At 47.7% G+C, this 14,753-nt stretch carries 12 protein-coding genes, 1 tRNA gene and 1 pseudogene; 7 read left to right on the forward strand and 7 right to left on the reverse strand.

What is annotated here, in order from left to right; all coding sequences use genetic code 11:
* Nucleotides 1–6: 6 nt before the first annotated feature.
* The 5 genes from TY03_RS03135 to TY03_RS03160 all read left to right on the forward strand — a co-directional run bounded on the left by TY03_RS03135 (nt 7) and on the right by TY03_RS03160 (nt 7,193).
* The gene (locus tag TY03_RS03135; RefSeq protein WP_042367391.1) at nt 7–1,305 is read left to right on the forward strand and encodes a TolC family protein; all 1,299 of its coding nucleotides are present in this window, start codon (nt 7–9) and stop codon (nt 1,303–1,305) included.
* 97 nt (nt 1,306–1,402) lie between these two features.
* Nucleotides 1,403–2,452, forward strand: coding sequence for a sensor histidine kinase (locus tag TY03_RS03140; RefSeq protein WP_042367392.1), 1,050 nt, complete (start codon nt 1,403–1,405; stop codon nt 2,450–2,452).
* Complete coding sequence (locus tag TY03_RS03145; RefSeq protein WP_042369068.1) at nt 2,445–3,239, forward strand: LytR/AlgR family response regulator transcription factor; 795 nt, start codon at nt 2,445–2,447, stop codon at nt 3,237–3,239. Before TY03_RS03140 ends, TY03_RS03145 begins: the two co-directional genes overlap by 8 nt.
* A gap of 65 nt (nt 3,240–3,304) precedes the next feature.
* A complete protein-coding gene (locus tag TY03_RS03150) occupies nt 3,305–5,908 on the forward strand; it encodes a hypothetical protein (RefSeq protein WP_042367393.1) in 2,604 nt (867 codons plus the stop codon).
* Between the two features lie 739 nt (nt 5,909–6,647).
* Nucleotides 6,648–7,193: an isoprenylcysteine carboxyl methyltransferase family protein gene (locus TY03_RS03160; protein ID WP_042367396.1), complete on the forward strand. Its 546-nt coding sequence runs from the start codon at nt 6,648–6,650 to the stop codon at nt 7,191–7,193.
* A gap of 179 nt (nt 7,194–7,372) precedes the next feature.
* Here the strand turns inward: TY03_RS03160 and TY03_RS03165 are convergent.
* From TY03_RS03165 to TY03_RS03175, 3 genes and pseudogenes are all read right to left on the reverse strand, one after another.
* A pseudogene (locus TY03_RS03165) lies at nt 7,373–7,687 on the reverse strand (hypothetical protein); the annotation flags it as partial.
* 304 nt (nt 7,688–7,991) lie between these two features.
* Nucleotides 7,992–8,255, reverse strand: coding sequence for a DUF2589 domain-containing protein (locus TY03_RS03170; protein WP_042367397.1), 264 nt, complete (start codon nt 8,253–8,255; stop codon nt 7,992–7,994).
* 117 nt (nt 8,256–8,372) lie between these two features.
* Nucleotides 8,373–8,445: transfer RNA gene (locus tag TY03_RS03175), tRNA-Gly, on the reverse strand.
* 114 nt (nt 8,446–8,559) lie between these two features.
* Between TY03_RS03175 and cobU the strand changes: the two genes are divergently transcribed.
* Nucleotides 8,560–9,075, forward strand: a complete 516-nt coding sequence (gene cobU, locus TY03_RS03180; protein ID WP_042369073.1) for a bifunctional adenosylcobinamide kinase/adenosylcobinamide-phosphate guanylyltransferase — start codon at nt 8,560–8,562, stop codon at nt 9,073–9,075.
* Between the two features lie 25 nt (nt 9,076–9,100).
* Here the strand turns inward: cobU and TY03_RS03185 are convergent, their stop codons facing one another.
* Genes TY03_RS03185 through TY03_RS03200 form a run of 4 tightly spaced genes read right to left on the reverse strand, consistent with a single transcriptional unit; the run spans nt 9,101 to nt 13,545 of the window.
* Entirely contained in the window at nt 9,101–10,711 is a 1,611-nt protein-coding gene (locus TY03_RS03185; RefSeq protein WP_042367398.1) for an MFS transporter, read from the reverse strand.
* A 1-nt stretch (nt 10,712) separates the two neighbouring features.
* Nucleotides 10,713–11,780, reverse strand: a complete 1,068-nt coding sequence (locus TY03_RS03190; RefSeq protein WP_042367399.1) for an HlyD family secretion protein — start codon at nt 11,778–11,780, stop codon at nt 10,713–10,715.
* A gap of 30 nt (nt 11,781–11,810) precedes the next feature.
* The gene (locus tag TY03_RS03195) at nt 11,811–13,115 is read right to left on the reverse strand and encodes a TolC family protein (RefSeq protein WP_230201881.1); all 1,305 of its coding nucleotides are present in this window, start codon (nt 13,113–13,115) and stop codon (nt 11,811–11,813) included.
* Complete coding sequence (locus TY03_RS03200) at nt 13,105–13,545, reverse strand: MarR family winged helix-turn-helix transcriptional regulator (RefSeq protein ID WP_042367401.1); 441 nt, start codon at nt 13,543–13,545, stop codon at nt 13,105–13,107. The genes TY03_RS03195 and TY03_RS03200 overlap by 11 nt, the downstream gene beginning before the upstream one ends.
* A gap of 164 nt (nt 13,546–13,709) precedes the next feature.
* Between TY03_RS03200 and cobT the strand changes: the two genes are divergently transcribed.
* A complete protein-coding gene (gene cobT, locus TY03_RS03205) occupies nt 13,710–14,747 on the forward strand; it encodes a nicotinate-nucleotide--dimethylbenzimidazole phosphoribosyltransferase (protein WP_042367404.1) in 1,038 nt (345 codons plus the stop codon).
* Nucleotides 14,748–14,753 lie beyond the last annotated feature (6 nt).

Consider the following 14,753-nt stretch of genomic DNA (forward strand, 5'->3'; position numbering starts at 1 on the left):
ACTAACATGAAAAAAAATATCACTCTCTTCTTCCTGCTGCTCACCACATCGGTGGTAGCACAGGAGACGGATTTACAAAAGAGCTATCGCAACGCCGCACTGGACTATAATCAAGATGTACGGGCAGCGCAGCGCAACATCAACATCGGCAAGGAACAGGAGCAATCGGCTCGTGCCGACTATAAGCCGAAACTATCGGCAGGTGCGAACTTTAACTATACAGGCAATCCGATGGAGCTATCCATCGGGCTGCCGGGCATGGAAGCGCCCGTTAGCTTTCAAGGACGCGACCTGACCTACGGTGCTTCGCTCTCACTGGTTCAGCCTATCTATACCGGCGGACGCATTAGCGAGACCGTACGCATGGCCGAGCATCAAACGAGTCTGGCCTCGAACCAAATGGAAGCCGTCAAAGCAGACATTGCCTATACAGCCGATGCGCGCTACTGGAACACGGTAGCTTCGGCCGAGGTAACCAACATTACCCGTCGTTTTCGTCAGTCGGTAGCACAGCTCACCGAGGTGATTCGCGAACGGGTCGAGGTACAACTCATCAACCGCAACGACCTGTTGATGGCGGAGGTGAAGCTCAACGAAGCCGATTATCAGTTGATGAAAGCACAGAACCAATACGAGGTGGCACGCATGGCCATGAACTCTTTTGCCGGTGCTCCGCTCGACGAGCAGCTACCGACAGACAGCATCGTTCCGGCTATCTATACACCCGAATCACTACCTGTGCCCGATTCGGAATGGGCAGCCAACCGCCCCGAGTTGCGCATGGCTCAAGATCGTATTGCCATTCAGGAATCGGCATTGAAGCTGAACGATGCCCGGTTCAAGCCACAATTCTTTGTGGGAGTAGATGGTAGTTATTCCTCGCCCGGATATAATTTTAATAAAGACCTCGACCCCAACTATGCCGTCTATGCCAAGGTAAGTGTACCACTCTGGGAGTGGGGCAAGCGACGGAGCGAGAAGCGTGCATCGAACTTTCGGGTGGATATAGCACGCGATAATTACAGCAAGGTGAACGATGCCGTAGGACTCGAAGTGCAATCGAGCTACTACAACTACACCCAAGCGGTAGAACGGGTAACGCTGACCGAAAACTCATTGACCAAAGCACGCGAGAATGAGCAGTTAGCTCTCGAACGCTATCAGGAAGGGAAGATATCCATCACCGAAGTACTCGATGCACAGATCTATCACCAAACGGCACAGATCAACGCCGTACAGTCACGCCTGAACGCACAGGTATCGTATTCGGAATATGTACGGGCGTTGGGAATAACGAAGTTTTAAAATTCTGTGTACAGCAGAGATGTGCATAGATTAAAAAGGAGTATATTTGTCACTTACAATTCATACAGTTATCAGTCACCTTCAATACATACCGTTCATGAAATTAGCCCGCAACCACCGTTACAACCATTGGATGGAATTCCTGCTCTTCTCGGGCATGGGTTGCTTCTCGTACCTGTTTCTGGTGATTTATACCGACCTGCAAAGTCGCACGCATGTTGACCTCACAGCACCGTGGGCATTCCTTGTCGTGGTCTTCGTGTTCAACTGCATCGGCTTCAGCATCATGCAGATCAATAGGTGGTGGAAACGGGATTATATGTTTCTGGCACAGAACCGACGCCGGTTGGTGGCGTATTATGTATTGATGGCGGCCTCGCTGTTTCTGCTCAATTATTTGTTGTTGGTTACGGTAAAGTGGACTGTTAACATACCCCACCCCTGGCACTTTGTCTGGTCGGGGGTACGCATGCTGGCTATTATCTGGTTGGTGGAGTTGGTGGTGGTCAGCCTGACAATGGCCAACAGTTTTTATCGGCATCTCATCGTGCTCTACCAACGCAATACACAGCTCGAAGAGAGTTCGGTCAAAGCACAATATACTGCACTACAGAGCCAGCTAAACCCGCACTTTCTGTTCAACAGCCTCAATACGCTCATCTCCGAGATACGTTACAGTCCGGCCAATGCGGAGTTGTTCACGCAACACCTGTCCGATGTGTATCGCTACATCCTGCGGTGTCAGGAGCAGCGGGTCGTTACGTTGCGTTCCGAACTGGGCTTTCTCGACTCGTATATCTTCCTGCACCAGGTGCGGTTGGGCGACTGCATACACATCGACAACCAAGTGCCCGAATGTTGGTGGGAATCCAAGATTCCCCCCCTCACCCTGCAACTGCTTGCCGAGAATGTAATCAAGCACAACACCATTCACGGAGGCAAGCCAATGACCATCCGCCTGACATACTCGCCCGAAGAGGGGTTATTGATAATGGAAAATCGTATCAGCCCCAAGAAGTGCCACACCACTTCGGGGGTAGGATTGAAGAACCTCTCGGCTCGATATAAGCTCATTTGCAATCAGCCGATCATTATTAGTACCGAAAATGAATGTTTCACCGTTAAATGCCCACTACTCAATGAATAATCAACTACACGTCGCCATCATTGAAGACGAAATACCGGCAGCCCGGCTGCTTCATCAAATGCTCATCGCACTACGCCCGGAATGGGAAATCACGATTCTGCCCGGCAATATCGAAGAGTCGGTCGAGTGGTTCGGTTCGCACCCTCACCCCGATCTGCTGTTTCTTGATATCCAACTCACGGATGGAAACTCTTTCTTATTCGTTGAACAGGCGCGTCCCGAAAGCTGCATTGTATTCACCACCGCTTATGACGAATATGCCGTGCAGGCCTTCTCGGTCAACAGTATCGACTATCTGCTCAAACCCATTCATCAGGAACGCCTGATCGAAACCCTACAACGCTTCGAAGCCTCGATGGAGATGAAACTGGCTTTCGACGCCCAAGGAGCACAACAACAGCACCAAATGTTGGAGGTGCTGCAAAGCCTCTCATCGCCCAACAAGAAGTATCGCACACGCTTTCTGATATCGGGGGGCGACAAGCTCTTCACCTTACAGGTAAGCGATATCGCCTATTTCTATTCGGAGAATAAGGTGACCTTTGCCGTGACCCGGCAACAGAAAGAACATATCATCGACCTATCACTCGATCGATTGAGTGAACAGCTCGATCCCGATCTCTTCTTCCGTAGCAACCGGCAAACCATTTTAAGTATCGATGCCATTCAGCGTATCGAGCCTTATTTTCTGGGCAAGGCCATTGTACACGTAGTGCCGCCGTTCAAAGACAAGATCATTATCAGTAAAGAAAAAATAGCCAGTTTTAAGTTGTGGCTTAATTATTAACAGTCTGATATAGATAGTATTTACTCATTATTTTGTATCTTTATCCCTCGCAAAGATACAAAATAATGAGTATGAACAGAGCACTCCTTTTATTCGCTTTCTTATTATCCGCCGTACAAGGTTTCGCGCAATCGGCGCAGGAACAACAGCTACCGGATAGCTCAGTCAACAAGCTGATGCGTTATGCGTATGCCGCAGAGAGATTCGGCAAAGCGCTGCCACAAGAGAAGGTTTACCTACACTTCGATAATACCGCTTACTATCAGGGCGATGATATCTGGTTTCAGTGCTACGTGGTAACCTCCGAACTGAACCGCCCAACCGCACTGAGCAAAACACTCTATGTGGAGCTTCTCAATCCGGGCGGCGAAATCGTTGCCAAACGAATATTACCCATACGAAACGGACGGTGCCACAGCCATCTGCCCCTCAGCCAACTTCCTTTCTATTCGGGCTTCTACGAAGTACGCGCCTACACCAAATACCTGTTGAATTTCGGAGAAGGGAATCACTTTTCGAGGGTTCTCCCTGTCTTTGACAAGCCGGAAAAAGAGGGAAACTATTCGGAGAAAAACATCCGGAAGTATACCTACAAATACCCGCAACACAGAGAAAAGAGCAAGAAAGAGAAGAGGGTCAACCTGAAGTTCTTTCCCGAAGGTGGAAACCTGATCGAAGGTGTTGCCTCGCGTATCGCTTTCGAGGCAACGGATGCTTACGGTAATCCGCTTGAACTGTCGGGCAGCGTGATGACTCAGGATAAGAAGCAACTCACCTCGTTTGCCGTGACCCACGAGGGACGGGGAGTATGCACCTATACACCTACTGCCGAGAAGGCGGTGGCAGTGGTAAATCTGGCTGATAAATCGTATCGCTTCGACCTGCCCGTAGCACTGAAGCAGGGATTCGGCCTACAGGTCGACAACCTCTCTTCGGAAGACAGTCTGGCAATTACCGTGCAGAAAAACGCACAGACAAAACCGGCAATATTAGCCTTGGCAGTGTTCTGTCGCGGAAAGCTGTTCAACTACTGCCTGCTCGACCTATCGACCGACGAACCCTTATCTTTTGCCATCAGCAAGCAGCAACTGCCTGCCGGGATCGCACAACTGGTTCTGACCGACGAATCGGGGCAGATGGTTGCCGACCGGTTGGTTTTTGTCCATCAGGCGAAGCAGTTGTCCGTCAACATACAGTTCGATAAAGCCCATTACCAACCCTATGAGCCGGTCGGAGTATCGTTAAAGGTACGCAATGAGGAAGGCTATCCGGTTCGTTCGCCTCTGTCTGTGGCTATCCGCGATGGAATGGAAGAGGTGGAAAACCGCCATTCGCTGCTGACCGATTTGTTGTTGACATCCGAAATAAAAGGATACGTGCGCCGTCCGTCTTATTACTTCGAGGCGGACGACAGCAAACACCGAACAGCTTTAGATCAACTGCTCATGGTGCAAGGTTGGCGGCGATATGCTTGGAAGCAGTGGGCAGGAACAGAGCCGTTCGAGTTGAAATATCTGCCGGAACAAGGCATCGAAGTGCATGGCCGGATTCTCTCGATGGTAAGGGGAAAGGCAAAACCAAACGTACAGATCTCTTCTTTTCTGATGAAACGCGGGGCAGACAGCATCGCAAGCAACGCTCCCTTTCTCAGCTCCTTCAATACGGACAGTCTGGGTCGGTTCGCTTTCGTCTCGCCTATCGAGGGCAAGTGGAACCTCATTCTCTCGGTAGCAGACAAAGGCAAACAGAAAGATTGCCGGATTGTCTTAGACCGGGTATTCAGCCCCGCTCCGGCGAAGTATCCATTGGCAGAGATGCAAGTAACCGTAGCTGCCTCGAAAGAGACAGGCGAGGAACAAATCTTCCCGACCGACACCACCGTCGTAGAAGAAGTGGACTTCAACCAATTCATGGACGATTACGAGAAATCATTGGCCCGCAAAGGGGTTCATGAGAAAATTCAACGCTTGGATGAAGTAGTCGTAAAGGGCAAAAAACACAGTCGGGAAAAAGACATTTACAACAATCGCGCCAAGTCTATCGCCTACTACGAAGTGCCCTCCGAGATAGACGAGATAAAGGACAAAGGCGGGTTTATCGGCAATGACATCCATGAACTGATGTTGAATATGAACAAGCACTTCAGCCGTAGAATATCACAAGGCGAAGAGTGGCTGTCCTACAAGAGCCAGATGCCCTTGTTTGTCATCAACTATCAGCCCACCATGGCAACAGAGATGGACTACAATAAATACAAACTATTGAATCTCGAAGCGATCAAAGCCATATATATCAATGAAGAGTTGTCGATAAAGTGTCAATATGCCGACCCTCGGATGTCTCCGTTGGAGGTGGACGATCTGTATAGCTGTGTCGTTTTTATCGAGACTTATCCGGATGGGGAGATTCCTGTTCGGGCAGGCAAGGGCGTAAGGAAGACCTGGCTCGACGGATACAGCAACGAACCCAAAGAGTTTTACCAACCCGACTACTCCATCTTACCCAAAGAGAATGATTACCGCCGAACGCTCTATTGGAATCCGGAGCTGATACCGGACGAAGACGGAAATGCCAACATCCGTTTCTACAACAACGGACGCGCCCAATCCATGAGAATAAATGCAGAAACCATTGCAGAGGACGGAACCATTGGAAGTGTCTGTGAGTAACGAGCAGATTCAAGACTCTCTAATATTCGGGATTTCCGTTTAACATTGTTAACGCATTTTCTTGTTTCGTGTTTCTTTTATCCTAAGAGTACGTTTTCTTATATAGCAAGACTAGTATCTTCCGGATGTAAAAACTAGTATTTTAACGTAGCTTTAAAATACTAGTTTTACATCGCATAAAAAGCATGGTTCCTCACCCTTGCTTTTTATTTCATATCAGCCTAATAATCAAAACGTTTCCAATCACTCCGCATCACCCTTTTCCTCTTTCAAGAGTTCTTTCTTGTCATTCGACTTATCTCCTACTCCATTTTCTCTACCCGAGATACTTGTCAGAGAATCAATCACTTCCTTTTCGGGAAAATTACGAGAATAAAGAAATATGAAAATAAAAAAGACATAAAAAAGTTTGTCTTCTCTCTTAGCATACTCGTAACTACCTAATATGAAGGACAAGCTCAATTTTGCGTTGGTTACAGCTCCACCAATTTACGGAACTGCTAAGAAGTTCTTCCAGCCTATTTCGTTCGAGATATATTTAGCTCAAAAAACGCACAAGAGACACAGGACTTTTCGAGACAAATATTATCTTTGCACATAGAAAATGTGCTAAAATTCGGTACATTTAATCATAAGTTCAGCATACTTTAATCTATATTTCCTGTCAGTTCTATTTTGGAAGATCAGTGAAATCAAAAGAAAACACAAAAGCATTAAACAACTAAATCACTACAAAATTATGAAAGAAATTATTATCATCTTTACTTCATTTTTTATTTTACGATTGACTTCATTATACATTTCGATCACCAATGAAAAAAGACTTAAGAAATCAGGAGCTGTTCAATATGGTAAGCTTAATTCGGCTTTATTGACTATGGCACACATAGTTTATTATGCTTCTTGTCTTTATGAAGCGTATGTTTCACAAGCTTCATTTAATGCATATTCTAAATGGGGAGTATTTATGATGCTCTTTTCATACATTGTACTCTTTTATGTTATATATAAATTAAAAGACATCTGGACTCTAAAGGTATACATTGCCCCCAATCATCAAATTGACAACAGTTTTTTATTTAGAACAATAAAACACCCTAATTATTTCTTGAATATTATCCCAGAGCTAATTGGAGTATCCTTGTTATGTAACGCTTGGAAGACATTACTCTTCGGACTTCCCGCGTATGGGGTTCTGTTGGCTATTCGTATTATTCAGGAAGAGAAAGCAATGCAAACCATATCTTTTGCGTCTGCCCCAAAAGACAAGACCGATAGAGCATAAACAACTGTGTAAACCCATAAAAGCATCCTACTAAAAAAGGCAACCCATTTTCTGAGTTGCCTTTTTTAGTGAAGTCTTGCTAATGTTTATTCAGCGGGTTGTTCCGGTGCGGTAGGCTCTTCAGGTGCAGCTGGCTCTTCTTGTGCCGGAGCCTGGGCTTGCTGAATCAACTCACCTTTTTCTGATACTGCCTCTCCTTTTTCATTGAAGAATACGGTTGACTCCTGTCCGTCTTTTGCTACGGCTACCACCTTAAAGATTTTGCCCGATGCCTTTTCAGCGACGAAGGCTTCTTTAATCGTTCCACCGTCAAAATCTTTGGCCAGTGCGTTCATTACTTCCGATGGAAGCTCTTTGGCTTCTATACTCTTGAACTCATCCTGTGGGTTCTGTTGAGACTGTGTAACAGCCGTGCTGTCTACCGATGTTGAAGCGAATGCTACTGAAGTTCCCAATCCCATGACCATTGCTACTGCTACTAATAACTTTTTCATAATCGTATGTTTTTAATGTTGATACTGTTGTTAAACTCTTATGCTAATTACAAAGCAAAGGGCGTGCCACAAGGCGGATAAAACAGCATAACCACTAGTTATCAGCAATATAAAAAATCACAGCAATAGCACACTATTGGGGAAACTGTGAGGATTGGTACACAAGTTGGGGAAATTATACACAGAATAACCTTCTCGGGAGCCGACAACATACAAATAAGCACTGAATAATCAAAATGGGAAACTCACTTTCAAAGAGACAGGGCAAAAGTAGATAGCATATTACCAGCACAAAATATCTGACCTATTGACCTTTCTTTTCTTCAGATGCTATTTTTTCCAAGAATTCTTTTGTGCTATTTACCAATTCTTGTTGTCCTCCATTTTTTAAGAACTCATTTGTACTATTTACCATTTTCTGCTGCGCTTCAGCAGCTGCTCTTAAAGGACCTCCGATTAGATTATCTATTGGGAGCCCTATAAAACTATGAGGTGCACAGTTATCTGGACACTTAGGAAATTGTTCTTTTGGACTTTGTTCGGGAGATAGATTGCTTTGCTCTTCCATGGTATAAATTCTTTAGTTTATACGCAAAGGTAAGAAAAAGACAATACACTGCATAGAAAAGAAAACAAGACATAAAAAAAGCACTCAGAATAGATCTAAGTGCTTAATTTTCAATAGAGCGGAAAACGGGGCTCGAACCCGCGACCTGCGGCTTGGGAAGCCGCCGCTCTACCAACTGAGCTATTTCCGCAATAATAGCAATCGTTCGTGTACGAGAGCTAATAAAGCGATGGCAAAGGTAGAAATATCTTTTAAAGTATCAAAAGATTCTCGTACATTTGCTCGCAATAAAAATAAAAACCGAATGAAACAAATTATACTTATCACCGGAGGGGCACGCTCGGGCAAAAGCAGTTATGCCGAACGGTTGGCACTCAGCCTCTCGCCTACCCCTGTCTATATGGCTACCTCGCGTATTTGGGACGAAGAGTTTCGGCAGCGTGTGTTGCGCCATCAGGCCAGCCGCGGCCCCGAATGGACCAATATAGAAGAAGAGAAACAACTGAGCCGCCATGAATTAACCGGACGAGTGGTGCTCATTGATTGTGTCACTTTATGGTGTACCAACTTCTTCTTCGACCTCGATGCCCACACGCAACAGGCATTGGAGGAGGTAAAAGCAGAGTTCGACCGCCTGACAGAGCAGGAGGCTACGTTCATATTCGTGACCAATGAAATAGGTATGGGCGAAACATCGGCCAATGACGTGCAACGTAAATTTACCGATATGCAAGGATGGATGAATCAATACATCGCCCAACGGGCAGACCGGGTAGTACTGATGGTATCGGGCATTGCCGTACCGATCAAAGGAGCCTGAACGGGGCATAATAACCGGGCAGCATTTAAACCATATCGTCGCCCGTTTTCACTACCTTTACCTTTATGGTTTTGTGAAACGGAATGAAGGCCGAACCAACCGCCATGACCAAGGCCATAACCAACACGATGCCCAACAGCACTTTCAGAGAAACCAACAGACTTTGTGTCTGCAAAAGCGAATAGAGGCTGTTGGTCGCTACCTGCGCAGCCTCATCGGTTCCATGTCCCTGAGCCAACGCGCTTGCCAATGACTGGTTATATCGCTGGGCAGCCAATGGGTTATCCATCGCCACGCCTTCCGAAAGTACGTTCATAGCACGCAACTGCCCCACATACATCAGGTTATTAAAGAAGGAGGACGAAAGCACCGGTGCCAATACCGAACGAAAGGCGATCAGAAAGAAAGCATTGGATATCATCAGCTTCGGGTCGAGATCTTCGACCACGTAAACACCAAAGGCAATATAGATAATAATCATGCCCAGCCCACGCAAAAAGGTAGGCAGGTAAAGCATCTCGTAAGTGCTCTGGGGACTGATGCCGAAGTAGAGCAACGACAGGTAAAACACATAGCAGAACATACCGATAGAGATCAAGAAACGAAAACGCCAACGCTGCCAACGCAACCACCAGAAGCAGAGCACAGCCCCCACCACAAAGCCCGGCAAAAGCCATAGATTGAGCGAATTGGCATGAATACTGTCGACACGGATAATACTGTTCATGTAATTAGTTACCAACGAACTCGTTGCGCCGAAGAAAGCAACAATCATCATAAAGCTATAACCAACAACCGATTTGACCCGAAGAAGCGGTACGGTGCTGATGTAGAAACCACCGCCACCATGCTGTCTGCGAAAGAAGAGCCACAACAGCAGCGGAATGGAGAGGGCATAGACTGTCAGTTTGCCCGAAGCAAACCAATCGAGCGTTTTGCCATAGGTAAACAAATAGATAGAGAATAGCAGTGCAGCCGCAATGAGCAACATACTGCGCCAGTCGATCTCCTTGAAAGGAATATGAATGGGACGCTTGGCATAGCGAAAAAAGAGCAACACAAACAAGATGGCTACCAACAGCAACACGACAATGAATAAATACATATACTGCCACTGATAGTAGTAAGCCAGTTGCGCAGTGAGTGCCATCGACAGTTGCCCACCGGCAAAGACTATCGGATAGAAGTAAGCATAGAACTCACTGCGGACATTCTTCGGACTGAAAAGAGGACGGATTTGTATGATGAATTCGAGCATGACAAATGCTTTGAGAAAACCGACGAAGAAGCTGCAAATAATAATGAAATCGATATCGGTAGCGTGTCCGCAGAAGTAACCAATCACCGCCTGTAAGCTGAGATCGGTCAGCAACAAGGTTTTGGGAGTAACCACCGCCCGTATCTTAGGAACCAGAGGGTAAGCCACAACCATCCCCACCGAGGTGGCATAATAGGCCATTGTGATGTCTTCGCTCAGAATGCCGAGCGTGCCCGATACTTCGACCATGCTACCGGTATAGGCACCATTGAGCAAGATGATGGGAAGTATCACAACAAACATCGTCACAATACCCAACCATTGGGGAACCCAAGGACGGGTCGGTAAGGTCAGTATAACAGCCTCCGTACGCTTCATCTTAATCTCTCAAAGCTTCGGTTTCGACCATCATACCGGCACGCAGGTGTTGCATCTCATCGGGGGTTACGTCGTCGAACTCGATACGCACCGGTATACGCTGTTGCACCTTAACGAAATTGCCTGCTGCATTGTCGGTAGGCACTAATGCGTAACGCGAACCGGTAGCCTCGGAGATAGCCGTTACCTTGCCATGAAAAATACGGTTTTTAAGTGCATCGACCTTGATGCGCACCCGTTGCCCGATGTAGATATGGGCAATCTGCGTCTCTTTATAATTGGCTGTGACCCATTTATTGTGACTGCGCACCAGATTAGAGAGGGTTTGTCCGGCCTGTACAAACTGCCCCGTTTCGAGGGTGCGACGACCCATATAACCATCGTAAGGGGCTGTCACAACGGTATAAGAGAGGTTAAGGGCAGCCATCTCCACTTCGGCTTCCTTGCGCAGAATATTAGCCTCGGCACCGGCTGTTCGTTGCGTAGTCTCCTTATATTGCGAGCGAGCAGCCTCCTTTTGGCTCACCAATGCACGGTAACGTGCCTGGGTAGCCTCGTAATCGGCTTTCACCTGTTCGTATTGCTGACGGCTGACGGACTCTTCCTGCAGTAAATTGGCATACCGACGGTAGTTCTGCTCGAGTTGCCACAGGCGGGCTTTGGTTTCGGCAATGTTGGCTTCTTGTACCTGCACATTGACTTCGGAGGTACGAATACCCGACCCCAAAACTTCGAGCGATCCTTTCACATCGAGCAAGGCAGCCTGTGCATCTTTCAGTCGAATGCGGTATTCGCGGTCGTCGAGAATAAGCAGCGTATCGCCTGCGCTTACCTGTTGGTGCTCGGTGAAACGTACTTCGCGGATATAGCCTGCCACACGGGTGTTGACCGGAACGATGTACTGATCGACCACGGCATCGTTCGTTATCTCGTAGTTTACGTATTTCCAGAAGTAGGTAACCACCCACGTGATACCCGCCAGCACCAATATGATGCATACTATATTAAGAATGATGTTGCGTGCTCTGAGTTTTCTGAGCCGGATACGCTTTCTCTGAAGGTTGGACATAGTCGTTGAATACTGATTTTGATAACGAATTTATAAATGACCACACGAGCGTTGCAGTTCGTAATAGGTATAGACAATCTCGGTTTGCGCCTTGGTAAGCTGCCATTCGGCTTGCAAGCGTACATTGCTTGCATCAAGCAAATCGGTCAGAATGGAGAGCTGGTTGAAGTAACGGTTACGCACAATGCGGTAGTTCTCTGCGGCTTGTTTCACCGAAAGGGTTAGGGCGGCAACACGGTTCAACGCTTCGCAATGGCGAACATAAGCTCTCTTTACCTTGATGCGCACCTCTTGCATCACTTGCTCTTCGCGTGTTTGGTAGAGCGAAACATTCTGCTGTGCCTCGCGCATACGGTGCTTGCTGTGGTAAAGCGACGAGAGGTTGTAAGACAGGTTGAGCGATACGTTCCAACTGTTGGCAAACAGATCGGTAGCCACATTATAAGGACGCGCCAATGTGTTGCCTGCACGCAGTGAGAGCGAGGGAAGAAAGTCGGCTCTGACCAACGATACACCGTTCTGTGCCAACTGCTTGTAATAGCGGGACGTTTGAAGTTCCGGATAGTTTGCATAGGCTTCGCCTACATATTCGTCGTAGCTCAATAAGGTGGCAGAGGCAGGCAGAAGAGCCGTATCAGGCTGAATCAATAGCGATTCGGGTAGCCCCAGTACAATACTTATTTGCTGGGAGATAAGGGTGACGTTGTGATCGGCCTCCTGATAGTTTAGCTTGTCATTGGTAAGTTGCAGTTCGCTACGCAACTCGTCGTTACGGGTCAGTACGCCCTCCTTTTGCATCCGGCGGATGTCTTTCAGGCGTACTTCCGACTCTTCGATGTTGCGGGCAAACATCTCGCGCTGCTTGTAGTAATCAATCAAGTCGAGATACTGCCGTAGCAGGAGCAATTTCAATTCGGCTTTATCGGTGGTGAGGGCAAGCGAAGCGATCTCCTTCTCGAGCGATGCCTGCCGGATGGTATGCCGGATGCGCCCACCCTGATAGAGGGGTTGGTTGAGTTGCAGGTTATAATTTTGCGACCAATCGGGCGTATTGGGGTGCGTAGCTTCTGTAAGCCCTTGCTCAAAGAGGGTAGTACCACCGATATACCCTCCTGTAAGCCCCACACTGATATCGGGTAGCCGCGTTGCACGGGCTGTCTGCTCACGCTCGCCGGCCATAGTCTGTTGCAGTTGCGACTCTTTGATGCGCAAGCTGTTACACTCGCCCAGACGAAACAACTCACTGACCGACAATCGGTAACTCTCCTGTGCAGGAAGCAAGGGCGATACTCCTGCAAGCAACAATAAGGGGCAGAAGAGAAACTTAAATTTCATCGAGCACCTCATTGAGCAACATCAAATCGGCAATACAATGCTGCAAACGCTTGTTGTTCATCCGAAGCCCTGCCTGCTCGTACAGTCCGTCGATCAGGGGACGTGTCTGCCGAATCAAGTCATGACCATCCTTGGTGAGGCATATTAGGCGGTTGCGCCGATCGGAAGGGTCTTCCAGCCGTTTCACCCACTGTTTCTTCTCCAGGTTATTCAGCAGGTTGGTCATACAGGCTTTGTCCTTCGCTGTTTTCTCTGCCAGGTATTGTTGGCTCACACCATCACCCTGCCCCAGTCGGTGCATTACTTGAAACATCTCAAAGGTTATCTCAATACCGTTTCGTTTAAAGATACGCATCAATGCTTGTCTGAAGGACATCCGGGTGCGTAGAAGGGTTAAAATCAATTCGTGTGTCAGATCACTGTTCGTCATACTGTGTTGTCTTTATCGAGTGCAAAGGTATAAAAAGTCTGTTATATTAGTTAAACATTTGACTAATATTCTTTGAAAAAACTATCCATGAAAGAGGATACAGTCCGACTAAATTACGTACTTTTGCAGCTCAACTCAATGAAAGAATATAATCTGAATAAGACATGAAGGGATTTACCATTGTTACACCAGACGAGAACATCCGGGAAGCATTAACAGACAAAATCAACAACCTGACCAAGCCCAAAGGGTCGTTGGGAACGCTCGAAGAGCTTGCGTTACAGATCGGAATGATACAACAAACACTCAGCCCCACCCTGCAGCATCCACAGAACATCATCTTTGCCGCCGATCATGGCATTGTCGACGAAGGCGTCAGCTTATCGCCCAAGGAGGTGACGTGGCAACAGCTCAGTAACTTTCTGCACGGAGGAGCAGGTGTCAACTTCCTCTGCCGCCAGCATGGATTTGAACTGAAGATTGTCGATGCCGGTGTGGATTATGAACTGCCCTACGAGCAAGGCATCATCAATAAGAAGGTGCGAAAAGGCACACGCAACTACCTGCACGAGGCCGCCATGACCGAAGAGGAGATGGAGCGCTGCATCGAATACGGTGCCGAAGCGGTACGTAACTGCCATGCCGAGGGAACGAACGTAATCAGTTTCGGAGAGATGGGCATCGGCAACACCTCGTCATCATCGATGTGGATGACTTGCTTTACCGATATACCACTCGAAGCTTGTGTGGGAGCCGGTAGCGGACTGAACCATGCAGGCATCCGGCACAAATACGAGGTACTGAAACAAGCGTTGGAAAACTACCGAGGCGATGGCAGCACGCTCGATTACATACGCTACTTTGGCGGACTGGAGATGGTCATGGCCATAGGTGCCATGTTGCAGGCAGCCGAACTGAAGATGGTGATACTGGTCGACGGATTCATCATGACCAACTGCATACTCGCTGCCTCCAAGCTGTATCCGCAAGTGCTGGCCTATGCCATATTCGGACATCAGGGCGACGAAACCGGACATAAACTGATACTTGACTCGATGCACGCTAAACCGCTGTTGAACTTAGGTCTCAGGCTGGGCGAAGGAACGGGAGCCATCTGCTCCTACCCCATTGTAGACTCCGCCGTACGTATGCTCAACGAGATGGATAACTTCGCACACGCATCGATCACCAAATACTTCTAAGAGACG

Source organism: Bacteroides neonati, from assembly GCF_000499785.1.
Lineage (GTDB): Bacteria > Bacteroidota > Bacteroidia > Bacteroidales > Bacteroidaceae > Bacteroides > Bacteroides neonati.